Source organism: Pseudomonas sp. G166 (assembly GCF_037027455.2).
Classification (GTDB): domain Bacteria; phylum Pseudomonadota; class Gammaproteobacteria; order Pseudomonadales; family Pseudomonadaceae; genus Aquipseudomonas.
In genome coordinates this window covers 4,441,894-4,466,741 of record NZ_CP146985.1, presented here as the reverse complement: position 1 = coordinate 4,466,741, position 24,848 = coordinate 4,441,894, and the positions used below count along the sequence as shown (strand labels likewise).

Genomic DNA, 24,848 nt, shown 5'->3' with positions numbered 1-24,848 from the left:
GCGCCCGGAAGACGTTCAACGCCGGCAACGTTTCAACCATGCCTCAACAATAAGTCACTGATACTACAAAACCGCTTCTGTATCCGGCTTACGACAATCAGTCAGCCTCTGTGCCATAAGCTGCGGGCACGGGTGTCGCGTTTTTATGCACCGCCACCATTGCAATGCCGATCAGGCTGGTGGCCAGTGCCAAGAGCAAAATCACCCGTTGCGTTCCGACAGGTGTGGCCAGTACCGCGACCAGAAGGCCCGCCAGTGGTTGCGACAGGTTGTTGAGTAGCGTAATGACGCCAACGGTCTTGCCGAAATCCTGGGGAGGAATGACTTGTTGGCGCAGGGTGCGGAAGTAGACGTTGAACATCTTGTCGAAACCGACGATCAGCAGAAAACCGACGACATAGCCCCACGTGTTCGGGCTGAGCGCGGTGATGAAGGCGCCGGCGGCGATCAGCGTATAGGACAGTGCTCCCAGGATTTTCAAGGGCAAGCTCACCCGCGCCAGGAAGAACAGAATGAGGATGGTGGTGACCGCCCCGGCCGCCTGTAACCCGGCGTAGTAGTCCTTATCGGCGCTGTATTGGCCGATCACCATGGCCGCTGATGTGGCGAGGGTGACACCGATGATCAGGTTGACGCCCACCGCCAGGCCGATGATTTTTTTCAGCTCCGCCCGGCGACGGATATGACCGAAGGCGATTCGCAGCGGGTTCAGCCAGATGTCGTAATGTTGCTCGAAGGTTTGCAATGTGACCGAGCTGGTGCGCTGCCAGTACACCATGGCCAGGTCCGCCAGCAGGAACAACCCTGCTATTGCCAGCACCACCCAGTGCCACGCCCACACCTGGAGCATCAACGCGGCGATCAGCGGGCCCAGTACCAGCCCGGTCTGGTCGGCAATTTGCGAGTAGGCCAGGGTCTTGGTGTAGGTGTACTGCTTGAAGATGTAAGGCATCACCACTTCGCGGGCCATGATGCCTTGGGTGGTCAGTACGCCGCACAACGCCGAAAGGGCGACGATCCAATAGATCCCACCAAAGATTGCGTAAAGCATGACCGCCACGCCGCAGGCTACGGCGCGATAGACCTGGCTGATGTGCAGGATACGAATGGGCGGGAACTTGTCGCACAGCGCGCCGCAGATCGGGAAGGATAAATAGCGTGGCAAGGATTCGACGAAGAACGCCAGGCCCGCCCAGGAGACGCTGTTGGTGGTCTGGAAAACAATCAACGGGACGATGAACAGCAAGATCTGGTCGGCCAGCCGGGAGAGGAACATCGAGACGAAAAAAGCCAGGTAATCCTTGTGCATGGAGCTCCTTGATTGCGGGTTGAGAGAATCATCCTGTCTGGCAACGACGCGCAGCGTGATATGGAACTAATATCACCCTTAGTCTCTATATCTTTACAGGGGACGTCCCCTTTTTGAGAGAACTGCCATGTTCAAATCGCGCTCGTTGATTGCTGCAGTTACCTGTTTCGCCCTGGTGGCGGGCCCTGGCATTGTTGTCGCGGACCCGGGCAACGGCAAGGGAAACGCTCAATTCGATCAAGGTCCGGGTCATGGACAAGGAGGCAAAGGCGGGCAGGGCAACAAGGGCGGTCAAGGAAATCCCGGTAACAAGGGCAACCAGGGTGGCAAGGGAAACCAAGGCGGTGGTGGCGACTGGCATAACGGCCCCAGCATCGATCGCGGCGGCATTATCGGCCTGCTTGGCGGTCATCGTGATTATTGGAGCCCCGGTCCGCCGTTGCCGCCGGGTATCCAGAAGAACCTCGCCCGAGGCAAGCCGTTGCCCCCAGGCATTGCCAAGAAGCTCGACGGACGCCTGTTGGGGCAGTTGCCGCACTACGATGGTTATGAGTGGCGGCAGGCGGGTACGGACCTGATCCTGGTGGCGATCGCCAGCGGCATCATCTATGAAGTGCTCAACGGGGCGTTCGATTGACCCGGTGTTTCAACGAAATGGCAGCCTTTTCGGAGTAATGCCAGTGAGTTGAGCGAACTCTGTGAGAGCGGGCTTGCTCGCGATAGCGTCAGTTCAGCCAAATGATGAAGTGACTGACACGACGCCATCGCGAGCAAGCTCGCTCCCAGGTTTCGTGTCAGTTTTCCAGTTGGCGCAGGCGCTTGTACAAGGTATTACGGCTGACCCCCAGCCGTCGCGCCAGGTGCGAAATATTCCCGCCCACCGCCTGCAACTGGCGGTTCAGGTCCTCGATATCGTTCAAGTCCACCGCCAGCGGTTCGGGTGTTTCCACCGGTTCCATTTCAAGGTCGACAAAGAAATCGTCGGGCAGGTGTTCCGGGCGGATCGGCTGTTCCTCGGCCATCGCCAGGGCCACTTGCAGCACGCTGCTGACCTGGCGCAGGTTGCCCGGCCATGGATGGCGCTCGAACAGGTCCAATACCTCGCGGCTCAAACCGGCCCACTGGGTCGGTTCGCGATGGTGTTCCCAGAGGCGCTTGAACAAGGCCTGCTTGTCACTGCGCTCACGCAGCGGTGGCAATTCCAGGGTCAAGCCGCCGATGCGGTAATACAAGTCTTCGCGAAACCGCCCCAGTTGCACCTGTTCGCGCAACGAGCGGTTGGTGGCGGAGATGATGCGGATGTCTACCGGGAACAGCTCGGCACTGCCCACCGGTTGCACGCAACGTTCCTGCAAGACTCGCAACAGCCGGGCCTGGGTCGGCAAGGGCATGTCGCCAATCTCGTCGAGGAACAGCGTGCCACGGTCGGCCTTGCGGATCAGGCCGATGCTGCCCTTCTGGTTGGCGCCGGTGAAGGCACCTTTTTCGTAGCCGAACAGTTCCGATTCCACCAGCTCAGCGGGAATCGCCGCGCAGTTGACGGCAATGAACGGCTGCTTGCAGCGCGAACTGGCCTGGTGCAGGGCTTTGACGAACACTTCCTTGCCCACCCCGGTCTCGCCGTGGATCAGCAGCGGAATGTCCTTTTCCAGCAAGCGCTCGGCCTGGCGCACGGCTTTTTCCACGCGGCTGTCACCGAAGTGCAGGGTGTTGAGGCTGATGACGTGGGTGGCAGGAGCCAGGGCCGGTGTGGGCGCCGGCTCGCTGAAGACTCGTGCCTTGATCGACACTTGGCTTGGGCGCCTGAGCAAGCACTGGAAACGATTGCTCCCGGACGCTTGCAGGGCGAACGGCAGGCCATCGGGCTGGTTCAGCAGCTCCAGCAGCGAGACCTTGAACAGGCTTTCGATGCTGACCCGCGACAGGCTCAGGCCCAGCAGGTTGTCGGCGCGGCGGTTGGCGGATAGGACCTGGCCACTCTCATCGAAAATCAACAGCCCGGCCCATTGGCTGTCGAGGTTGTTCAAGCCGGTATTGAAGGTCAGTTGGAAGTGTTCACCGCGAAACAGGTTGAGGATCAGACGGTTCTCCACGGTCTGGCTCATCATCTTGACCATGCCCAGGGTGTGGGACGGCGGCAGGTAGCTGTCGCTGGAGACGTCCAGCACCGCAATGACCTTGCGCTCGGCGTCGAAGATCGGCGCGGCGGAGCCGGTCATGAAGCGGTTGGCCTTGAGGAAGTGTTCATCGTGTTCGATATGCACCGCCTGTTCACAGGCCAGTGCGGTACCGATGGCATTGGTGCCGCTGCAGCGCTCCATCCAGCTCGCCCCGGCGCTGAAACCGTGGGCCAGTTTCGGCTCGATGAAGCGTTGGGTGCCCCACGAGGTCAACACCTGGCCCTGGTTGTCGGCCAGCATGATCAGGCAGTTGGAGTTACTCAGAATGTTCTCGTAGTACGGCAAGACTTCCTGATGGGTGGTCTGCACCAGCGAATGCTGGCTTTCCAGCAACTGGGCGATGCCTTCGGCGGGGAGCTGATCGAAGGCCGGCACGCTCTGATGGTTCAGGCCAAAGGCGCGGCAACGGGACCAGGAGGCCTGGATAATGGCGTCATGGGACAAGGCGGGGGCAGGTGCGGCCATGGGGCACTCTCGCAGGTGCTGTTTTTATTGTTGTGATCAGTCTCGCACAGACTCCTTGTGCTGGGGCAGATCCAGGCACTACTTAATATGCACAGACCCTGTGAGAGCGAGCTTGCTCGCGATAGCGGTGGATCAGTCACATTGATTCAACTGACCCACCGCTATCGCGAGCAAGCTCGCTCCCACAGATCATATTCAGTGTTGTTCAAAATTGTTCATTGTCAACCGGCGAATTGTTCAGTTGTTCAGTCGTGGCTGTTCACTTGTGTTCATCAACGAAAGCTTTTTTGGGAGGGAATAGATGAAAAACCAATACGATCAATGAGTTGTAATTTCTGGCACGGCTTTCGCTTTTAAACTCGGGTCGCTTGACTCCAAATAATAAAAAGGCCGAGCCATGTCATTAACGCTTGAGCACATCTGTCGCACCGTCGAAGGCCAGACCTGGATCGACGATGCCAATCTGAGTTTCGAACCCGGATCCTTCAACGTCCTGCTGGGCCGCACGCTGTCCGGCAAGACCAGCCTGATGCGGCTGATGGCCGGACTCGACAAGCCCGACAGCGGTCGCATCCTGATGAACGGCGTCGACGTCACCAAGCGCCCGGTGCGGTTGCGCAACGTGTCGATGGTCTATCAGCAGTTCATCAATTACCCGACCATGACTGTTTTCGAAAACATCGCCTCGCCGCTGCGCCAGGCCGGTGTGTCCAACGAGGTAATCCAGAGCAAGGTGCTGGAAACCGCCAGGATGCTGCGCATCGAGAAGTTCCTGCAGCGCCATCCGCTGGAATTGTCCGGCGGCCAGCAGCAACGCACGGCCATGGCTCGGGCGCTGGTCAAGGACGCCGAACTGATCCTGTTCGATGAGCCGCTGGTAAACCTGGACTACAAGCTGCGTGAGGAACTTCGCCAGGAAATGCGCGAACTGTTCCAGGCCCGCCACACCATCGCCGTCTACGCCACCACCGAGCCCAACGAAGCGTTGGCCTTGGGCGGCACTACCACGATTCTGCATGAGGGGCGGATCATCCAGAGCGGCAAATCGTCCTCGGTGTATCACCAGCCGCAGACTGTGTTGGCCGCCGAGCTGTTTTCCGAGCCGCCCATCAACCTCATGCCCGGTCGCATTGCCGGCAATGAAGTGAGCTTTGCCAATTTCGTGCACTTCCCGCTGAACGTCGACCTGCGCCCGGTAGGCGAGGGCGAGTTCCGCTTTGGTGTGCGTCCCAGCCATATCTCCCTGGTGCCCAGCAACGATGACGATCTTGAACTGGCGGTGACCGTGGAGGTGGCCGAGATCAGTGGCTCGGAGACCTTCCTGCATGTGCGCAACGAGCATTTCCTGTTGGTGCTGCACTTGCCCGGGGTGCATGAGTACGACGTGGATGCGCCGATCCGCATTTACATCCCGACCCACAAACTGTTTGTTTTCGATGCCCAGGGCAAGCTGGTCCAAGCCCCTGGCCAGCGTATCGCGAGGGTTGCCTGATGGCTGAAATTCGTTTGCAGAACCTCGCCCACAGCTACACCAGCACCCCGGCGGGCCCCGAGGACTACGCGATCCGCGAGATGAACCATATCTGGGAGCAGGGCGGCGCTTATGCGTTGCTCGGGCCCTCGGGCTGTGGCAAATCCACCTTGCTCAATATCATTTCCGGACTGCTCAGCCCCTCCGAAGGCCAGGTGATGTTCGACAGCAAAGTCGTCAACGACCTGACTCCGGAGCGGCGCAACATTGCCCAGGTGTTCCAGTTCCCGGTGGTGTACGACACCATGACGGTGTTCGATAACCTGGCGTTCCCGCTGCGCAACCAGGGCATGGCCGAGGCCAGGATTCACACCAAGGTGCAGGAAATCGCCGAGGTCCTGGACCTGCAAAGCCTGCTGGACAAAAAGGCCCGCAATCTCACCGCCGATGAAAAACAGAAAGTCTCCATGGGCCGCGGGTTGGTGCGCGACGACGTGTCGGCGATCCTGTTCGACGAACCGCTGACGGTGATCGACCCGCACTTGAAATGGAAGCTGCGGCGCAAGCTCAAGCAGATCCATGAGCAGTTCAACATCACCATGGTCTACGTCACTCACGATCAGTTGGAGGCCTCCACCTTCGCCGACAAGATCGCCGTGATGTATGGCGGCCAGATCGTGCAGTTCGGCACGCCGCGGGATCTGTTCGAGCGTCCGAGCCACACCTTTGTCGGCTACTTCATTGGCAGCCCGGGAATGAACCTGATCGAGGTCACGGCGCAGCCCGGTGGCGTCGGCTTCGCATCGACTCATTTGCCCTTGTCCGCCACCTTGCAGCAGCGCATTGCCGAGGCTCAAGGCAAAAGCCTGAAGGTCGGTATTCGGCCGGAATTCGTCCATGTCTGGGACGGGCCTTACGACGATGCGATGCGCGCCGACGTGGTCCACGTCGAAGACCTGGGCACCTACAAGATCCTGACCCTCAACCTCGATGGCGCGCCGTTGAAAGTGCGCCTGGCCGAAGACAAGCCGGTGCCCGAAGGCACGGCGTACATCAGTTTTCCGGCCCAGTGGCTGATGGTTTATGCCGATGAATATTTGCTGGAACCACTGAGCGAGGTGCAGCCATGAACAAGGTGCAGAACAACAAGGCCTGGTGGCTGGTGTTGCCGGTGTTCCTGCTGGTGGCGTTCAGCGCCGTGATCCCGATGATGACCGTGGTCAACTATTCGGTGCAGGACATCTTCGACCAGTCCAGCCGCTACTTCGTCGGCGCCGACTGGTACAAGCAGGTGCTGCTCGATCCGCGGCTGCACGATTCGCTGTTGCGCCAGTTCATCTACTCGGCGTGCGTGCTGCTGATTGAAATCCCACTGGGCATTGCCATCGCCCTGACCATGCCGACCAAGGGCAAATGGTCATCCCTGGTGTTGATCATCCTGGCAATTCCATTGCTGATTCCATGGAACGTGGTGGGCACCATCTGGCAGATTTTCGGCCGCGCCGACATCGGCCTGCTGGGCTCCGCCCTCAACGGCCTGGGCATCAACTACAACTATGCGGCCAACACCATGGACGCCTGGGTCACGGTGTTGGTGATGGACGTCTGGCACTGGACCTCCCTGGTGGCGCTGCTGTGTTACTCGGGGCTGCGGGCGATTCCGGATGTGTACTACCAGGCCGCGCGAATCGACCGGGCGTCCAATTGGGCGGTGTTCCGGCACATCCAGTTGCCGAAGATGAAGAGCGTGCTGCTGATCGCGGTGATGCTGCGCTTCATGGACAGTTTCATGATCTACACCGAGCCGTTCGTACTCACCGGCGGCGGGCCGGGTAACGCCACCACGTTCCTGAGCCAGACTCTGACGCAGATGGCCATCGGTCAATTCGACCTGGGCCCGGCGGCGGCGTTTTCCCTGGTGTACTTCCTGATCATTCTGTTGGTGTCGTGGCTGTTCTACACCGCCATGACTCACTCCGACGCCAACCGTTGAGGCCCGCATGATGAGCAAGAGAAAGCTGATTCCGCTGCTGATCTACATTCTGTTCCTGCTGGTGCCGATCTACTGGCTGCTGAACATGTCGTTCAAGAGCAACACCGAGATCCTCGGCAGCCTGACGCTGTGGCCCCAGGACTTTACCTTCCATAACTACAAGGTGATCTTCACCGACCCGAGCTGGTACACCGGTTACCTGAACTCGCTGTACTACGTCAGCCTGAACACGGTGATTTCCCTGACCGTCGCGCTGCCGGCGGCCTATGCGTTTTCCCGCTACCGCTTCCTGGGGGACAAGCACTTGTTCTTCTGGTTGCTGACCAACCGCATGGCTCCACCGGCGGTGTTCCTCTTGCCGTTCTTCCAGCTGTATTCGTCCATCGGCTTGTTCGACACCCACATTGCCGTGGCCTTGGCGCATTGCCTGTTCAACGTGCCGCTGGCGGTGTGGATCCTCGAAGGCTTCATGTCCGGGGTGCCGAAAGAAATTGACGAGACCGCCTACATTGACGGCTACAGTTTTCCCAAGTTCTTCGTGAAGATCTTCATCCCGTTGATCGGCTCCGGCATCGGTGTCACGGCGTTTTTCTGCTTCATGTTTTCCTGGGTCGAACTGCTGCTGGCGCGCACGCTCACCTCGGTGAATGCCAAGCCGATCGCGGCGGTCATGACCCGTACCGTGTCGGCGTCCGGTATCGATTGGGGCGTGCTGGCGGCGGCGGGGGTGTTGACCATCCTGCCGGGCATGCTGGTGATCTGGTTCGTTCGCAACCACGTGGCCAAGGGCTTTGCCCTGGGCCGGGTCTGAGGAGTCGATGATGGAATGGATGAACTGGACCGCCCCCACGGCGGTGTTCTTTGGGGTCATTGCCGTGCTGCTGGCAGGCATGACCACGTGGGAATTGCGTTCGCCGAGTATCCCTCGACGGGGTTTCCTGCCGATTGCCACCACCCGTGGCGATCGGTTGTTTATCGGTCTTCTCGGTAGCGCCTACCTGCATATGCTGGTGATCGGTGCTACTGACTGGAGCATCTGGATAGCGTTCGCGTTGTCTTTGGTGTGGCTGTTGGCAGTGATGCGGTGGGGCTAAGTGGCCTGTGTGGCTAATTCGTGCACTCGAATTAACCGTACAGGCCACGGCGAACGTTCGCCGATCAGGCTCTTAAACCCAAACAGGAGGTCTCTATGTTCAATAAAAACAATAAGCTGCGACATAGCGTTTCATTGGCAGCCATGCTGGCACTCAGCGGGCTAAGTGCTGCGGCCTGGGCCGACGCCTATGAAGACGCCGCTAAAAAATGGATCGGCAGTGAGTTCAAGCCGTCGACCCTGACGGAAGCCCAGCAGCTTGAAGAACTCAAATGGTTCATCAAGGCATCCGAGCCGTTTCGCGGTATGAAGATCAACGTGGTGTCGGAAACCCTCACCACTCACGAATACGAGTCCAAGGTACTGGCCAAGGCCTTCACCGAAATCACCGGGATCCAGTTGACCCATGACCTTCTGCAAGAAGGCGATGTGGTGGAGAAGATGCAGACGGTGATGCAGTCGGACAAGAACATCTATGACGGCTGGGTCAACGACTCGGACCTGATCGGTACGCACTTTCGCTACGGCAAGACCGAGTCGATCACCGACCTGATGGCCAACGAAGGCAAGAATTTCACCTCGCCGACCCTGGATATCAAGGACTTCATCGGCATCTCCTTCACCACCGCGCCGGACGGCAAGATCTATCAACTGCCCGACCAACAATTCGCCAACTTGTACTGGTTCCGAGCCGACTGGTTCGAGCGCCCGGAGCTGAAGGCCAAGTTCAAGGAGAAATACGGCTACGAGCTGGGTGTACCGGTGAACTGGTCGGCCTATGAGGACATTGCCAAGTTCTTCTCCGAAGACGTCAAGGAGATCGACGGCAAACGCGTCTACGGCCACATGGACTATGGCAAGAAAGACCCGTCCCTGGGCTGGCGCTTCACCGATGCCTGGTTCTCCATGGCTGGCGGCGGCGACAAGGGCCTGCCCAATGGTCTGCCGGTGGACGAGTGGGGTATTCGCGTCGAAGACTGCCATCCGGTCGGTTCCAGCGTGACCCGTGGCGGCGATACCAACGGGCCGGCGGCGGTGTTTGCCACCACCAAGTACGTGGACTGGCTGAAGAAGTACGCGCCACCGGAAGCGGCGGGCATGACCTTCTCCGAATCAGGTCCGGTACCGTCCCAAGGCAATATCGCCCAGCAGATTTTCTGGTACACCGCGTTTACCGCCGACATGACCAAGCCGGGCCTGCCGGTGGTGAACGCCGATGGCACGCCGAAATGGCGCATGGCGCCTTCGCCACGCGGTCCGTATTGGGAGGAGGGCATGAAGCTGGGGTATCAGGACGTGGGTTCCTGGACATTCATGAAGTCCACGCCTGAGAAACAGAAACTCGCGGCCTGGCTCTATGCGCAGTTCGTGACGTCCAAGACCGTGTCGCTGAAGAAGACCATCGTTGGCCTGACGCCGATTCGTGAGTCGGACATCAACTCCCAGGCGATGACCGAGCTGGCGCCGAAACTCGGTGGCCTGGTGGAGTTCTACCGCAGCCCGGCCCGCGTGCAATGGACTCCGACCGGGACCAACGTGCCGGACTACCCGCGCCTGGCCCAGCTGTGGTGGAGCCACATCGCCGAAGCTGCCAGCGGCGAGAAAACTCCGCAACAGGCGCTCGACGGTTTGGCCAAGGATCAGGACGCGATCATGACGCGTCTGGAACGCTCCAAGGCCCAAGCCACCTGCGCTCCGAAAATGAACCCCGAGCGCGACGCGCAATACTGGTTCGACCAACCGGGTGCACCGAAGCCGAAACTGGCGAACGAGAAGCCTAAAGGCGAAACAGTGAGCTACACCGAGCTGTTGAAGTCGTGGGAGGCAGCACGCAAATAAAACGGCATCGGCAATGAATGAACGGCACCGAGAGGTGCCGTTTTTTTCTGTTTCGAAACTGTGGGAGCGAGCTTGCTCGCGATAGCGCAGGGTCAGCTTGTATCGAGTTGACTGGGCTGACGCTATCGCGAGCAAGCTCGCTTGTATGTTTAGATTTGAAGGGGTGGGCCAAAGACTTAGACACAGCGCCACCACAGGAGCGGCGATCTGGAGGGAGAGTGATCAGCCCGCCTTGGCCGGGCTGGCCAAGGCGTTTCCAGCCACGGGCGAAGGTGAGCTTTTCATCAGGGCATCCAATGCCTGCCGGTAGTTTTTGCCCGCCAGGCTCATGCTGTTGTTGTGGGTGGCGCCAGGCACCAGCAACAGGTGCTTGGGCTCCTGGGCGGCGTTGAACAGTTGCTCGCTGAAGCGCGGCGGTACGTAGCGATCGGCCGAGCCGTGCACCACCAGCAACGGCATGTTGATCTCGCCGATTTTGTCGATGGAGTCGAACTTCTGCGACAGCAACCAGCGCACCGGCAGGGAGGTGTTCGCCATGGCGGTTGCGACGTCGCCCAGGGACGTGAACGTGGATTCGATGACCAAGCCTCGGGCTGGGACTGCGCTGCCGTCTTTGGCGGCCTTTTGACCCAGTTCCGCCGCAAGGTCCACGGCCACGGCGCCGCCCAGGGAGTGGCCGTAGATCAGTCGCCGGGCCGGGTCCGGTTGCAGCACTTCAAGACGCTTCCAGGCGATGCGTGCGTCTTCGTAGACGCTGGCTTCCGACGGTAGCTCCCCGTGGCTCTTGCCAAAGCCACGGTAGTCGATCGCCAGCACCGAAAAGCCCAGGGCCCGCAACTGCTGGATACGAAATAACTGCCCAGTCAAATTCCAGCGCACACCATGCAAGTACAGAATCGCCGGCGCGTTCTTGCGTTCGGCCGGCCACCACCAGCCGTGGATGTTTTCTCCGGCCTTGAAGCTTTTTGGCCTGAGGTCGAACTCTTGCACAGTGCTGGGCAAGCCATTGAACCAGGTCGCCGTTCCCGGCTCGATCCGAAAGACTAGCTCCCGCTCCTTATGCTGCAACACCGCGCAGCCCACCGGTAGCCCGACCACCATTGTGGTCATGCAGAGCAAAGCCAGCCAACGCCGCCCAAGGCGGGACAGAAGAGACGAAGACATCGACGCAATTCGCTACTTTAGACGGAAGATGCTTTTTATCAGATTCGCTCGAAAGGTGGAGGGATTTTGCAGGGGCGTGGGGTTTTGCCTGCAGCCGTGACAAGGGAGCAAGCTCCCCGGCACAAGATCAATTACTGTACATCCCAGTATTCGGCCAGCGTCAACACTGGCACCATCCCGCCGTACGCCACTTTGGGCACGCCCGCCAGGCGCTTGTTCAACACCTGAGTCAGGGAGCCCCCCAGGATCAGGCTGGCATCGCCAAAATCCCCGTCCAGTTCCAGCGGATGAACGATGACCTCAAGCGAGCCACGCTCCGGTGGTGCGGCGTGGTCCAGGTCGGCCGGCGTGCAGACGTAGTCAGCGGTGGCGCCGCACAGGCGGTGCATGCGACGGTTGAGCAGGGTCTTGAAAAGGCGCTTGGGCAGGTTCAGGTTCGCCCCCAGGTTGCGTGCCAGTCGTATGGGAACGCCTTGACGGGCGGCGAAGCGGGCCACCAGTTCTCCGATCGGCCAGATGTTGTGCACGTGTTGATGGGAGTCGAGGTGGCTTGGCCGCAAGCCGTGGTCGAGGCAGCGCTGCCATTGCGCTTGGAGTTCGTCTTCCACGGCCGCCAAGTCCTTCGAACCGAGGCGCAGGCAGTAACGCGACAGGTTCAGGTCGAACTCGCCATTGGTGCCGCAAAACACTTTTCGTAATGCGATCGCCTCACTCAGTGGCGGGCCGTAGCTGAGATTGAAGTGCAGGCCTATGTGGCCGTTGAGCAGCGGGTGCCGGGCCAGTTCACACGCCTGCTCGAAGCCCGGCATGTTGGCCATGGCCGTGGCGGAGCTGATCAAGCCTGCCTCGAAGGCCCGCAGGATCAGCGCATTTTCGCTGAGGCTGAGCCCGAAGTCGTCAGCGTTGACGATCACTTGGCGAGGCATGCGTGTTCTCCTGGCTGGGGGTGGGTGAAACCGACGCCGTGGCTTGCGCGCCTGGGCGCTGGCGAAGCCATGGCTTGAGGCTTTTCCATAGCCGCAAGGCAACTCCCAGGATCAGGCCTGCGGGCTGCCATGAGTAAAAGCTCCAGCGCCAGTGTTCCAGTTGGCCAGTCATGCGTTCGTGTAGCTGATGGCTAGAGTTTTCGAGGCTGACCCGCGATGCATCGATCCAGCGCCAGTTTTCGTCCAGCCCCCAGCGAATCCACTCTTCGAGCAGTACCCGACCGCTGCCCAGGTCGGCGTGCTGCGGCAGGAACGCCAGGTTGTAATCGTACAGCCGCCCCTGATCCAGCAGGCCGAGGCGGTAACTGATACAGCGCCCGTCCAGTTCCAACATCACCACTCGCACCAGCCCCTGGGCGGCGAGGGCGGTGAAGGCGTGGTTCATCCATTGCCGACGCCTGGGATCGGCGAAGATACCCACGCCTTCTTCGCCTTTCCAACTGGCCGCCTCGACTTCGGCCAGCTCGTGCAACAGCAGGCCGATGCTGATGGCGTCGGGTGTCACCCGGCGAATCTGCGCACCGCAGGCGGCGATCCGCTTGCGTGCCCGGCGCAACTTGTAGCGTGGGTCGCCAGAAATTTCCTGGCGGTCGCTGTCGCTGATCAAATGTACCGGCACCCGACAACTGAGCCGTCGCTCTCCAGTGGAGCTTAGCGCCATCCAGGCACTGAGGACGCTTTCTTCACCTACCGGCTCGACCACTTCGTTCAATTGCAACAGCACATGGGGCAGGTGCTGGCGAATCTGCATCAGTGCCTGGCCCATGCCCTCGGCGTCCAGGTGCACCAACAAGGCGATTCGGTCGGCCAATGGATAACCCAAGTGATGCAACACCCGGAACCGCAGGCCACCGATGCGTTCACGGCCCGATACCAGGGGCAGGCACAGGCACAGCGTCTGGTCCTCCCAGCCCAGCAATACCTGCAACTGCTGGTCCGGCAGCAGGGCGAACTCCGCTGCCTGCAGCCAGGCCAGGGTGTTGAAGGGCGTAGCGTCGGGTACCTGGGTTCGCAGCTGTTCATAAGCCGTTGTAGGAAAGTCCTCGGCGCCCAGGGAGCGACACCATTGGAACCGGATCGCCATGGACATCAGGCCGTCGCAGTCGATGTAACCGGCCGAGCCGGTTTACGAAAGGCGTCCAGTACCGAGCCGTTGTAAAACGTGTCGCGGAAAAACCGCCAGCGACCGAACAGGCGATACACGTGGGTGATCTGGCCGCGTTCCTGGAAGTCCATGCGCAGATGCATCTTGATCGCTGGTATGTTTTGCAAATCGCAGACATCGACCATTTTATTGCAACCTTTGGCGGCCATGACTTTCCACACCTCCAACTGCATGTCCGCCGACATCGAGGAGCCCCAGTAGGCGCGGATCATCTCGCCACCGAACTGAAAGTACTCGCCGGGGCCGATCGGGAACGAGCAGCCATAGAAATGGCGGTCGAAATAGTCTCGTGTACTACCCCAGGCGAAACCGACCGTGTCGCCCTGGTCATCCAGGTACATCAAGCCTGTGTAGCCTTCGGCGGCCAGCTCGCGCATGGTTTCGACGCGGTCGCCGAAATGCCGGGCAAAAGCGTCGGCATTGCTGGTCGTGATGAATTCCAGGCGCATCGGTGGGTAGGGCTTTAGGTTATGCGGAGGTAGTGGGGTGCGCACATCGTGTTCCAGCCAAACCAGTTGCGAATGGGAAAACACGTAATGGCGTATCACCTGCTTGAGCACAGCGCGCAGGCCTTTCTTCTGGATGCGATCACGCAGTTTTTGCAGTACGTTCATGGTGCCTCCTGACGGGTGGCGGGTTGGGGAGAAGAGGATGCAGTCCAGCTCAGGGCAAACAGGGTTTCCCCTGGCAGGAGAAAACGGATTTGCCCGGCCTCGCAATTGAATGGGGCGCTTTGGCTGCGGTTGTCCGGACCGAAATACACCAGGGCGGCCTGCCCTTGAGGGCAGGGCGCGCCGTCGAGGCTGACCTGTTGCGGGCGCGTGCTTTTGTTCACGCCCAGCAGGCTGCGCCTGGCGTCAGTGGCCATGGCCAGGACGTCGACTTCAAAGGCGTCGTTGTCCAGGCGCAGCACCTGGTCGAGCCAGTGTTGCTGGATGAATTGCTGGGCCAGGCCCACCGGCTTGAGCTCGAAGCGCTGGTTGTCCAGCACCCGCACCATGCCCTTGGGGTACTCCGGTTCGTCGGCGGACTGGAACCAGTTGAGCATGTCCAACAGGCCGTCCGCAGAGGCGTTGATCACCACGGATGTCCACCAGAGGGCGGCGTAGTGGGTTTCCTGATCGTAGGGGCTCAGGCTCGAGCCGCTGGACATGTTGGTCTGGTCCAGCAACAAGGCCTTGCGCGGCCGGCCAGTGATATCCAGGCCTACCAGGTCGGCGGCCCGGCGCACGCTGTTGCGGTAGACCCGGGTAGCCAGCAGATCGCGGATCATCCATTCATGCCAGGCCAGGGCGTCGATTTTGTCAGCGGATTTGGTCAGTAAGCGCCGCGCCCAATCGATACCGCGCTTGTCCGCCGCGTTTTCGGCCAGGGGGCCGTTGGTGAACCGCGAGCTGGCCGGTATGGCGATGCGTACCCCGGCGCGGGCGTTGGCGGGGTCGGCGCGGACCTGGTCGGCCATGCTTTCGAACAGTTGCTGATAGCTGGCGAAGTCGGCGTAGTTGAGGTTCGGCTCATCGGCGAAGCTGAGGTAGTGCAGGCCTTTGCCGCCCAGGGCGCGGGTCGATTGGAGCCAGGCCTGCAAACCACTATTGCTGACCCGGTCGGCCCGCAGATCGGCCTGGCGTTGGCTGCCGGCCAGCAGGGTGATGTCCCGGGTGATGCCGAAGCGATCCTGATACAAGCGGCGGAAACGATCTTCATAGTCCGGTTTGCCGGCGGTGATATCCACCAGGCTGTAATAAGTCGCCGCCTGGGGTTTGAGCGCCTCGATGACGGTATAACTGGACGGCGGCGGCATGACATAGGGCAGGGAAATCCCCAGCTTGGGGGTCGGCCCGAGGACACTGTTGGATAGGCTCAGGTGGACCTGTCCCGGGTCCTGGCGCAGCGGTTGTAACTGAGCCGGGTTCTGGGCGAACAGATTGGCGGTGCCGTCCAGCCAGAACGCGACCTTGCCATTGCCCTGCAAACGCAGGCGCCAGATTTGCTCGACGTTGGCGACGGGCAGTGCCACTTGATCGAATTGCCAATAGGCACGGTACGGCTTGAGGGCCAGCGTGAGCTCTTTGTCGTCGCCGACGCGCCGGGCTTGCAGGCCGTGCACACCACCGTGGAACTTGCCCGCCAGCACCGCCTGTTCGCCGGGCGCTACCTTGAAGTACAACTCATCGCCGTCGTGGGCTTCGGCGCTGAAATGCACCTTGGCTGGGGCGAACAAAGCCTGGGTGCGGGCATCGTGCTCGATGGCGTAGCGGCGAAAACTGTAGCCGGGAATCTCCAGTCGATAACTGGCGGCCCCAGGTAGCAACGGCCATTGCTGCTCGCCGCGCTCCTGATCCGCCTTGATCAAGCGTTCACCCACCAAGTGCCCCTGGCCATCGAGCAGGTACAGGTACTCTGAATTGGCGTTGGCTTGCCAGGCCGGCACCCAACGTACGGTCACACTGTCGGGGCGCGCGGTCTGCAGGTACAGGCTGCCGTCGCGGATGCCGGTCCAGGCCATGGATGCGCCATGGGCTGAAAATGCCAACCCCCAAAGGCACAGGCACAGGGCGATATGTGGGAGCGGGCTTGCTCGCGAAGAGGGCGTCACATCCAACATCACTGCAAGCCGACCCAGCACTTTCGCGAGCAAGCTCGCTCCCACAGTGACATCGCTAAACCCTGTGGGAGCGGGCCTGCTCGCGATAGCAGATGGAGGGGCGAAGAAACTCATGCCGATTTCCCCATCAGCATCTGGCGCATCGGCAGCAAATCACTGGGCAGGATGATCAGCGTCTGCCACAGCGCCACGCCACTGAGGCGGCAATACATCGCCAGCAGCGCCAGGGTCACGCCCAGGTAGGCAATGGAAGAAGCGGCGGCGGCCCCGACGATGCCATAGCGCGGAATCAGGATCAGGTTCAGCGCCAGGTTCAACAATGCGCCCAACCCCATCAGCAGCGACACCGCGCCGGGCCGATTTTTGCCCAGCAGGTCCAGGCGCAGGATGCTCGCGTAGCAGAGCCCGAACAGCCCCGGCAGCAATGCGAGCAAGGCCGGATAAGCGGGTTGGTAGGCGACGCCGAACAAAGTGACGATCAGCCATTCGCCGATCAGCGCCATGCCCATGCAAGCGCCGAGCATCACCGTGGCGGTCAGGCGCAGGGCCAGGGGCGTCAGGCGCTGCATGTCGCTGTCCTGTTGCAACAAGCGTTTCATCAGCGGTGTGGTCACGGCTTCCGGCACGATCAGCAGCAATTCGGCGGCGGCGCTGGCCATGGCGTAGTGACCCAACGCCGTGCTGCCCAGCAGGGCGCCGATGAACAGGTAGTCCGAGCGCAGCATCACCTGCTGGAACAGCAGGTCCGGATGGCTGCGAGCGCCGTAGCGCAGCAGCTCGTTCTGGCCGGCGCGATCCCATTGCAAGGTGACGTCCTGATCGCGTCGCAGCCAGACCCAACCGGCCAGCACCACCAGGCTCAGCCCCGCCAGCCAACTGATCAGCGCCGCTTCCAGGGCCGTCTCCTTCCACATCCAGAACAACGCCAGGAACAGCAGCAGCGGCGCCAGGGATTCCATCAGCCGCAAGGCATTGAAGGCACCCACGCCGCCGGAGGCATTGTGCAGCGTCAGCAGGCCACTCTTGAGCACGGTCAACGGCACCGCCAGCAACAGCAACCAGGCCAGCAACCCCAACTGTGTGGTGATGTCCAGGTTGGCGCCGAATGCGCGCGTCAGCGCCACGACCAGTACCGTCAGCAACCCGGCCAACAGGCATCCGAAGACCAGCACCTGGCTGAGCAGCAAGCCCATCGAACGTTGTTGCGCCGCCTGGTAACCCACGGCGGAATTCAGGCCGCCGCTGGTGGCGGCGCTGATCAGGTCGGGCAGGGTGCTGAGCAACGCAAACAACCCGCGTTCACTGGGCCCCAGAATCCGGGCCAGCAAGACGTTGCGCAGCAGGCGCAGGCCGATCATCGCCAGGCGTGTGCCCATGCTCAGCAGCAGGTGCTTGAGGTAATGACTACGGCTCATGGGCGTGCCCCTCGGCGAATGCGCCAGGCCAGCAGTTCAGGGTGTTGGGCATTGCGCTGGCTGACGCCGAAGCGCGGCAGGTTCAACGGGTCGCCGTCATGGCGATACAGCCCGGTTTCGGTACCCAGGGCGAACGCATAACCGTGGGCTGCGACGAACTTGCGCACGCGCTCGTCGTTATCGCCATTGGGGTAGCAATACACCGGCAGTGGCTGGGCGCAGCCGTTTTCCAGGGCGGTCCGGCTGCGGGTCAGTTCTTCGTGCAGGCGCTGGTCGTCCAGCTCGGTGAGAATCGCGTGGCTGGCGCCATGGGGGCCGAAGCGGATCAGCCCGGAGTCTTCCAGCATGCGCACTTGGGACCAGTCCAGGGCCTGGGGCTGGGAGCCGGGTGGGCAGGTTTGGGTGAGGTCGCTCAACACATCGGGGGTGAGGCTCTTGAGGCTTTGCAGGTAGTGCAGCAGTGACAGGCTGCGCCGCTCGACGTCCAAGTCGTCGAGCATCACCGGCAACGGCCTGCCGACGTGCTGCAAGTGCTCGATCAGTGAATGCCGCGCCACTTGACCGTGACTGCCCCACAGGGTTTCGCCGATGCTCTCCCACCAGAAGTGCTGGCGGCTGCCGATGAAATCGGTGGACAAAAAAATACTCGCTGGCACCTGGTATTGGCGCAGCAGGGGGAAGGCATTCATGGCGTTGTCGCGCCAGCCGTCATCGAAGGTCAGGGCCACCCGCGGGCGGTTCGGCACGCTTTCCGGGTCGGCCAGCAGCAGGCTCATCAGCGGTACGCATTCGAAATACCGTTGCAGCCAGATCAGCAGGTGCTCAAAGGCTTCAGGGCCCACGCACAATTCGTTGCGATGGGGCAGTTCGGCGGCGCGGTCGTTGTTCAATACCCGGTGCAACATCAGGATCACGCCGGCGCCACGCAGCGGGCCGCGGCCCAGAGAGGTGTTCAGGTAGAGCCAGCCGCCGGTGCGCTTGAAGACCTGTTTGATTGACATCGGCCATTCCCCTTAGCGGTTCTGTTCCGGATTCCATTGGCTGTAGCGCTGGCCACGCAGGAATTGCCACAGGCCGATACTCATGCCCGCCAGCGTCACCAGCACGAACGCGGCCAGGCGAAAGGGCCGGGGCAAGCGATGACCGGCGTCCAGCAGACCGACCAGCGCCATGGTGTAGCCGAGCAGTTGCCCGGCCAGGCTCAGGCGGTAGAACCCATGGTCGTTCCACAGCCACGCATTGCTGACCAGTAGCGGCAGCAGCAACACCGGCGCCAGGCGACGGATCAATTTGTGGCTGATCAGCCCGATGGCGTAGAGCCCGTGACGCAGAGGATTGAGTAACTCGCGGCGCTGGGCCAGGCTTTGCAAGCCGCCGACGGTGACCCGCTGGCGCCGGCGAAACTGCTTGTCGGCCTCGTCCACGCCCTGGTCGGTGACACGGGCCAGTGGCGCATAGACGATGGACTTGCCGGCCGCCGGTGCGCAGGTACTGAGGAAGAAGTCATCATTGACCTGCGCCGGTATTGGCTGGAACAGCTCCCGGCGCAGCGCCAGCAGCGCGCCGTCGGCCGAGACCATGCAGCCCGTGCGGCTTTCAACTTGACGCAGCCAGCCTTCATAGTGCCGATACAGGCTGTCGCCCAGGCTCAGGCCCTTGCCCGGCACGGGGATTTCCATGTGCCCGGCACAGGCGCCGACTTCCGGATCGCCCAGCGGCGCCAGCAGGTGCCCGAGGGTATCGTCAGCCCATTGGTTGTCGGCATCGGTAAACACCAGAATCTCGCCACGGCTGTGGGCCACCCCGGTATTGAGGGCGGCAGCCTTGCCCTGGCGCGGCAGGTCGAGCACGCTGATGCGCGGGTCGATCACCTTGCGCGCGCAGGCCACGGTGTCGTCGGTGGAGCCGTCGCTGGCGAGGATGATTTGCAGTGAGTGCGCCGGGTAATCCTGGGCGAGCAACGTGCGCAGTTTCTCCTCTATGTGTCGCGCCTCGTTGTGGGCGGCAATGACAATGCTGACGTCCATCGGCAATGCTCGCCCGTAGCGCCGGATCGGAAACAACGGCGCCAGCAGGCTCAACATCAGGGGGTAGCCGAGGTAGGCGTACACCGGCAACAGCAGGCAGGACCAGTAAATGAATTCAGCCACGGGCAGGCCTCCCGACGTTCCAATGACAAAGGTTGAGCAGTAACGCGGCGCCGGTCAGGTGCAGGCGCACCCCATGCAAGGCCCACAATTGCAGGGTCAGGCGCGGATCACGCCGGCTCTGGCGCAAGCTGAGGAACAAGGCCGGCAGCGAGGTGAGCAGCAATAGCAGCAACGCCAGGCGCAGTTGCCCCTGGAGCAGGGCGACGAGCGCGAGGAGATCCAGCGTCCAGGCACCGATCGACAGCGCCGGGAAACGCAACAGGCGCAGGCTCGGGCCGTGGCTGCGCAGCAATTGCACATGACTGCCCTGGCGCCAGAGTTCCTTGCTCATCCACTCGCGCCAACTGCCTTCGTAGCCCCAATGCAGGGCCACGCTTTCATTGACCAGCAATAACTGCGCGCCGGCCTGACGCAGGCGCAGGGAGAAGTCCTTGTCTTCGCCGGTGCGCAGGCTTTCGTCGAAACCGCCGACCCGTTCGAACCACGAGCGGCGCAACAACAGGTTGGCGCTGGGCAGCCATTGCACCCGGTGTAGCGGGCGCGAGCCCGAACGTTGGCTGCGACGCTGCCAGGCTTCGGCGAACCACGGCGCCTGCTTGGGGGTGTCCAGGTCCAGGCCCAGCACATCGCCCTGGCCTTGCAGTTCCAGCAACAGCTTGAGCCAATCGACCGGCATTTCGATGTCGGCGTCGATGAACGCAAGCCATTCGCCATGGGCGACGGCGGCGCCACGGTTGCGCAGGGCACCGATGTGCACGCCCGGCACGATCAGCACCCGCGCACCCAGTTCGTTGGCGATGCGCGGGCCATGGTCGTCGGAACCGTTGTCCACCACGATCAACTCGCATTCCAGCTGCGCCTGGCGGGCGGCTTCCCGGGCCGCCAGCAACGTGCGGCCGATGTGTCGGGCCTCGTTGTACATCGGGATCACAATGCTCACGCGACTCATGGACGCGCCTCCTGTGGCACGGCCTGTTCGGCGTGGTAGCGCAACACACTGGTGAGCGCCAGCATGATCCACAGCAGCTTATGGTTCGGTGCGCTGAGGAACATCAGGAACAGCGCCAGCGAGAGGAAACTCATGCCCAGGTGCGTCAGCAGGTCGGCCTGTGCCCAGTCCCGGCGTTGTAACCAGAGCTGGCGGGCGTGTAGCAGGTTGTAGAGGCCAAGGCCCAGCATGGCGACGAACATCAGCCCGCCGGGGACGCCGATTTCGCTGAAGATTTCCAGATAGGTGTTATGGGCCCGGCGATACAGGTCTCCCAGCTTGCGATTGGCCGAGAACGCCTTGGCGTAACCGGTGGGCGCGTAGTGCAGGGGAAAGGTGCCCGGGCCTGTGCCCAGCACCGGGTTCTCGCGGATCATCTGGCTGCCGACCACGATGTACGAGGCACGCCGGCCCAGGGATTCATCCTGGTGGGCGTTGGCGCCGGCGCTGAGGATGCTCAACGACTGGATGCGGGCCACGTAGCCGGCTGGCATCACCGCGATTGCCAAGGGGATCACGAGCGCCAGCCCGAGCATGGCGAAGCCCAGGTGCCGTGGGCGGATGCGTGGCAGCTGCGCGCGATAGTGGTACACGCCGATCATCAGGCTGAGCATCAATACCACCAGCCCCGAGCGCGATTCGGTCTTGGTCATGCCGCCCAGCAGCAAGATGAAACAGCCGCCCCAGAACAACCGGTAGAGCAGGTTTGTGCTGCGCAGTACCAACAGCAGCGCCAGCGGGACGGTAAAGGCAATCAACAAGGCAAAGGAGTTGGGGTCTTCCAGCAGGCCGGAGGCGCGGCCCTGGTCCTGGTATTTGGCCGAAAACATCGCCAGCACGCAGGTGGTGGCGACGCTCAGGGTCATCAATCGGCAGAACAGGTCCAGGTTCAGTTCACGACCGATCAGCAGGGTGATCACGAACAGAATCAGCCCCACCGACAATTCGCGAAAATGGGTCAGGGACAGGCCCATGTTTTCCGACAGCAGCAGGCTCAGACCGTACAGCAGCAGGAAGCCGATCAGCGGCCGCCAGATATTGCTGCGCAGGCGCGTCCCCGGAATCTGGTGCAGGGCCAGTTGCAACATCAGGATCAGGATCAACGCCAGGCCAAAGAACTTGCTGCCGGAAAAGGCGTTGTCCTTGAACAGGCCTTCGAACGGCACCAGCGCGGCGATGCCCAGCAAGCCCCAGCCGGGCTTGCGGTACAGCACCGCGACGCCCACCAGGCCGAGCACCGCCCCCGGTGCGAGGAACGGATAAGGGCTGGCCAGCAACGCCAGGCAGACCAGGCCCAGCAAGCTGACGATCGAGAGCGGGACAATCATGGGCGAGCCTCCCGTGCCGTGCGGATGTAAAGCTGCGACCAGCGTTCGGCCAGCGTGCGCAGGTCGTAGCGGTCTAGTTGGGTGCGACGGGCGTTGTCGGCCAGGATCCGTGCCAGGGGTGGTTCGCTGAACAGCGTCTCGATCTGCTGGGCCAGTTCGGTGCTGTCGGCCGGCGCGGCGAGCAGGCCGTTATGGCGGTCCTGCAGCACATCGGGAATGCCGCCGACGCCGAATGCCACCACCGGCACCCCGGCCTGCATGGCTTCGAGCAGAATCATTGGCGTGCCTTCGGTACGTGAGCTGATCACCAGTGCGTCGAGGCGGCTCCACCAGGCGTTCATGTCGGTCTGGTAGCCGGGCAGCTCGATGCGCGTCGGCAGCCCGGCCTCGGTGATGCGCTTGAGCAGGGCCTGGCGTTCCGGGCCGTCGCCAAGCATCACCGCATGCAGCGATGAGTGGCGCTGGCACAGCGGGATCATGGCGTCGAGGAACAGGTCCGGACCCTTCTCGCTGCTCAAGCGGCCAACGTAGCCGACCCGCCAATGCTGCTCGTCATCGCGGTGGGCCAGCGGCGCGCTGACCGCGGGCAGGCCGTTGGGGATCACGTCGAGTTTTTCCGCTCGGACGCTGGCCCGGCGGTGCAGTGCGGCGATGCTTTCGGCCACGCACACCACCCGCTTGACCGAGGCGGTGCGGCACAGTTGCAGGCTCAGCCAGGTGTAGAAACGTTGCTTGGGGCTGCGCGGTGTGAAGCCATGTTGGGTGATCACCAACGGCAGGCGCAGCAGCGTCGCTGCCGCCCAACCGAACAACAGCCCCTTGAAGTTGTGGGTGTTGATCAGCGGACGTTCATCCCGACGTTGGCGCAGGTGCTGCAACAGCTCGGCCCAACTGGCGCAGTGGCGGCAATCGACCCCGGCCTGGCGAAAGCGTGTGATCAAGGTCGGCGGCGCCGCCAGGAACAGCACCTGGTGCTGCCCGGGCGTGGCCAGGCAATGATCGAGCAACATCCGCTCGGCCCCGTAGAAGCCGCCGCTGTCGAGCAAATGAATGATCGACAGGGGACTGCTGTGGCGGGTCGGGCCGAACGGCGCGTTCAATTTCGCACCCAATGGACAAGGCTGGGCAGGCTCCAGTTGCGGTGCGGGTTGACCTGGTCGGGGGACTGCTCGTTGATCACCAACAGCACCGGCACATCCAGTTGCTGGCTGATCTGCGCTGGATGCTTGAAGCGATGGTCGAAGAACTCACGGACATAGACCAGGGCGATCGCCAGCAGCATGCCGCTGAACAGGCCGAACGCGATAATCAGCATCGGTTTGGGAAAGGCCGGGGCGGTCGGCTCGAACGGCGGGCTCAGCACCCGGGCGTTGGACAAGTCGTTGTCCAGCGAACGGGCGGTGCTGCTTTCGGCGAACCGTTGGGCATAGGTGGAGAACGCCGCATGCAGGGCGTTGATCTCGGTATCCATCTGCCGCAGCTTGCTCTGGGTTTCCTGCAACTGATGGATGCGCTCCTTGAACGCCGCGATGCGTTCGACCTTCTGGTTGATCACCGAACTGACCACGGCCAGGTCGGTGGTGCGTTCCTGGATCCGGTTGTTCACCACCTTGAGGAATTGCTGGCGCGTGCGCACGATCTGTTCCCGGGCCAGCAGCATGGGTTCGCTGCCGGGCTGGAAGATCGCCAGGTCATTCATGTAGCGGCTGACCTGGCCGGTCAGTTGTTCGCCCAGCTGTTTGATCTCCCGGTCTTCGAAAGCAATGTTGTCCACGGTGGTGGTGAAGGTGAACGGGAAGGTGTAGTCGTTGAACCGCGAGCTGTTCGCCGCCGCCAGGCTGGTCTTGAGGTAATCGAGCCAGCGCTGGCTTTGCAGCAGGCGGTCCTGATACAGGTTCAGGGCCTGTTCTTCGGTGTTGATGGCGTTCAGGCGGAAGGTGATTTCCTCCTTGGGGTCGGATGAGCCGACGCCTTCAAGCAGCGCCAAGCGGGTGCCTTCCAGGCCGTCGAGACGATTCTGGTATTGGCTTTTCTTCTGTTCATAGAAGGCTTGTGGCAGCTCGATCGATTGCAGGTCCTGGCGGCTGGAGAGGTAGTTCTGCAGCAGTTGCGCCACGAACCGAGTGCCTTGGGCCGGGTCGCCGAAGCTGTAGACGATAGAAATGACGTTGGAGCCGGGCAGGGTCTCGATCTTCAGGTTTTCGATGGCCTCGTCGGTCAGCGTATCGAGCATCGTGTCGCGCACTGGATCGACCTCCAGCCCCAGGCCATCGCGCAGCGGGTTGATCACGTACTCACGCAGTGGCGTGGTGACGTAGCGCTTGAACGGCTCGCTCACCCACTTGTTGAAGATGCCCGGGCTGGGTGTGTACTCGCCCTGGTCGCGCAGGGTGGCGATGGTCTGCCGGATCAGCGCCGGCGAGCGCAGGATATTGCTCTCAGTCTCCATGTCCGCCAGGGACGGTGGAATGAAGGTGGCATTTTCCTGGTTCAGCGACGTGGTGGCGTCGCCCTGGGAGAGTTTTTTCGACTGCACGATCACCTGGGCGGTGATATCGAAGCTCTGCTTGAGCATCAATGGCAGCACCAGGGCGATCACGGCGAAGATCAGGAAGACGCGCTTCACCCACTGCTTGTTGGCGAAGAAGATCCTGAAGAACTCATGCAGATAGTTTTCCTTGGGGTTCATGTCAGGTC

21 protein-coding genes are annotated in these 24,848 nt (G+C 61.8%); 7 read left to right on the top strand and 14 right to left on the bottom strand.

From position 1 onward, the window contains the following. Positions 1 to 97: 97 nt before the first annotated feature. A complete protein-coding gene (locus tag SGN16_RS19360) occupies positions 98 to 1,309 on the bottom strand; it encodes an MFS transporter (RefSeq protein WP_335944404.1) in 1,212 nt (403 codons plus the stop codon). A 127-nt stretch (positions 1,310 to 1,436) separates the two neighbouring features. On the opposite strand from SGN16_RS19360, the gene SGN16_RS19355 reads away from it, so the two are divergent. Continuing rightward, the gene (locus SGN16_RS19355; RefSeq protein WP_210639605.1) at positions 1,437 to 1,946 is read left to right on the top strand and encodes an anti-virulence regulator CigR family protein; all 510 of its coding nucleotides are present in this window, start codon (positions 1,437 to 1,439) and stop codon (positions 1,944 to 1,946) included. A 157-nt stretch (positions 1,947 to 2,103) separates the two neighbouring features. Here SGN16_RS19355 and SGN16_RS19350 read toward each other — a convergent pair whose 3' ends face one another. After that, the gene (locus SGN16_RS19350) at positions 2,104 to 3,954 is read right to left on the bottom strand and encodes a sigma-54-dependent Fis family transcriptional regulator (protein ID WP_210639604.1); all 1,851 of its coding nucleotides are present in this window, start codon (positions 3,952 to 3,954) and stop codon (positions 2,104 to 2,106) included. 397 nt (positions 3,955 to 4,351) lie between these two features. Between SGN16_RS19350 and SGN16_RS19345 the strand changes: the two genes are divergently transcribed. From SGN16_RS19345 to SGN16_RS19320, 6 genes are all read left to right on the top strand, one after another. Then, positions 4,352 to 5,446, top strand: coding sequence for an ABC transporter ATP-binding protein (locus tag SGN16_RS19345; RefSeq protein ID WP_210639603.1), 1,095 nt, complete (start codon positions 4,352 to 4,354; stop codon positions 5,444 to 5,446). Next, the gene (locus SGN16_RS19340) at positions 5,446 to 6,555 is read left to right on the top strand and encodes an ABC transporter ATP-binding protein (protein WP_210639602.1); all 1,110 of its coding nucleotides are present in this window, start codon (positions 5,446 to 5,448) and stop codon (positions 6,553 to 6,555) included. Before SGN16_RS19345 ends, SGN16_RS19340 begins: the two co-directional genes overlap by 1 nt. Then, a complete protein-coding gene (locus SGN16_RS19335) occupies positions 6,552 to 7,418 on the top strand; it encodes a sugar ABC transporter permease (protein WP_181288986.1) in 867 nt (288 codons plus the stop codon). Before SGN16_RS19340 ends, SGN16_RS19335 begins: the two co-directional genes overlap by 4 nt. A gap of 10 nt (positions 7,419 to 7,428) precedes the next feature. After that, positions 7,429 to 8,229, top strand: a complete 801-nt coding sequence (locus SGN16_RS19330; protein WP_134925077.1) for a carbohydrate ABC transporter permease — start codon at positions 7,429 to 7,431, stop codon at positions 8,227 to 8,229. Between the two features lie 10 nt (positions 8,230 to 8,239). Then, positions 8,240 to 8,512 carry a DUF2160 domain-containing protein gene (locus SGN16_RS19325; RefSeq protein ID WP_210639601.1) on the top strand — a complete coding sequence of 91 codons (273 nt, stop codon included), beginning with the start codon at positions 8,240 to 8,242 and terminating at the stop codon, positions 8,510 to 8,512. A gap of 95 nt (positions 8,513 to 8,607) precedes the next feature. After that, positions 8,608 to 10,350: an ABC transporter substrate-binding protein gene (locus SGN16_RS19320; protein ID WP_210639600.1), complete on the top strand. Its 1,743-nt coding sequence runs from the start codon at positions 8,608 to 8,610 to the stop codon at positions 10,348 to 10,350. Positions 10,351 to 10,572: 222 nt separating this feature from the next. Here SGN16_RS19320 and SGN16_RS19315 read toward each other — a convergent pair whose 3' ends face one another. From SGN16_RS19315 to SGN16_RS19260, 12 genes are all read right to left on the bottom strand, one after another. Then, a complete protein-coding gene (locus SGN16_RS19315; RefSeq protein WP_210639599.1) occupies positions 10,573 to 11,514 on the bottom strand; it encodes an alpha/beta hydrolase in 942 nt (313 codons plus the stop codon). A 131-nt stretch (positions 11,515 to 11,645) separates the two neighbouring features. Then, positions 11,646 to 12,440, bottom strand: a complete 795-nt coding sequence (locus tag SGN16_RS19310) for a ChbG/HpnK family deacetylase (RefSeq protein WP_335944403.1) — start codon at positions 12,438 to 12,440, stop codon at positions 11,646 to 11,648. After that, entirely contained in the window at positions 12,412 to 13,584 is a 1,173-nt protein-coding gene (locus tag SGN16_RS19305; RefSeq protein ID WP_335944539.1) for a GNAT family N-acetyltransferase, read from the bottom strand. Before SGN16_RS19305 ends, SGN16_RS19310 begins: the two co-directional genes overlap by 29 nt. A 5-nt stretch (positions 13,585 to 13,589) precedes the next feature. Next, positions 13,590 to 14,279 (bottom strand): N-acetyltransferase, encoded by a 690-nt coding sequence (locus SGN16_RS19300; RefSeq protein ID WP_210639597.1) that lies wholly within the window; start codon positions 14,277 to 14,279, stop codon positions 13,590 to 13,592. Continuing rightward, the gene (locus tag SGN16_RS19295) at positions 14,276 to 16,270 is read right to left on the bottom strand and encodes a hypothetical protein (protein ID WP_335944538.1); all 1,995 of its coding nucleotides are present in this window, start codon (positions 16,268 to 16,270) and stop codon (positions 14,276 to 14,278) included. Before SGN16_RS19295 ends, SGN16_RS19300 begins: the two co-directional genes overlap by 4 nt. A 110-nt stretch (positions 16,271 to 16,380) precedes the next feature. Continuing rightward, entirely contained in the window at positions 16,381 to 17,685 is a 1,305-nt protein-coding gene (locus SGN16_RS19290; RefSeq protein ID WP_335944402.1) for an oligosaccharide flippase family protein, read from the bottom strand. Beyond that, positions 17,682 to 18,686 carry a polysaccharide deacetylase family protein gene (locus SGN16_RS19285; RefSeq protein WP_210639595.1) on the bottom strand — a complete coding sequence of 335 codons (1,005 nt, stop codon included), beginning with the start codon at positions 18,684 to 18,686 and terminating at the stop codon, positions 17,682 to 17,684. The genes SGN16_RS19290 and SGN16_RS19285 overlap by 4 nt, the downstream gene beginning before the upstream one ends. Before the next feature lie 12 nt (positions 18,687 to 18,698). Next, the gene (locus SGN16_RS19280) at positions 18,699 to 19,835 is read right to left on the bottom strand and encodes a glycosyltransferase family 2 protein (protein ID WP_210639594.1); all 1,137 of its coding nucleotides are present in this window, start codon (positions 19,833 to 19,835) and stop codon (positions 18,699 to 18,701) included. Then, positions 19,828 to 20,784 (bottom strand): glycosyltransferase, encoded by a 957-nt coding sequence (locus SGN16_RS19275; protein WP_210639593.1) that lies wholly within the window; start codon positions 20,782 to 20,784, stop codon positions 19,828 to 19,830. Before SGN16_RS19275 ends, SGN16_RS19280 begins: the two co-directional genes overlap by 8 nt. Continuing rightward, a complete protein-coding gene (locus SGN16_RS19270) occupies positions 20,781 to 22,151 on the bottom strand; it encodes an O-antigen ligase family protein (protein ID WP_210639592.1) in 1,371 nt (456 codons plus the stop codon). Before SGN16_RS19270 ends, SGN16_RS19275 begins: the two co-directional genes overlap by 4 nt. After that, positions 22,148 to 23,251, bottom strand: coding sequence for a glycosyltransferase family 4 protein (locus SGN16_RS19265; protein WP_335944401.1), 1,104 nt, complete (start codon positions 23,249 to 23,251; stop codon positions 22,148 to 22,150). The genes SGN16_RS19270 and SGN16_RS19265 overlap by 4 nt, the downstream gene beginning before the upstream one ends. Beyond that, positions 23,248 to 24,840, bottom strand: coding sequence for a Wzz/FepE/Etk N-terminal domain-containing protein (locus SGN16_RS19260; protein ID WP_335944400.1), 1,593 nt, complete (start codon positions 24,838 to 24,840; stop codon positions 23,248 to 23,250). Before SGN16_RS19260 ends, SGN16_RS19265 begins: the two co-directional genes overlap by 4 nt. Positions 24,841 to 24,848 lie beyond the last annotated feature (8 nt).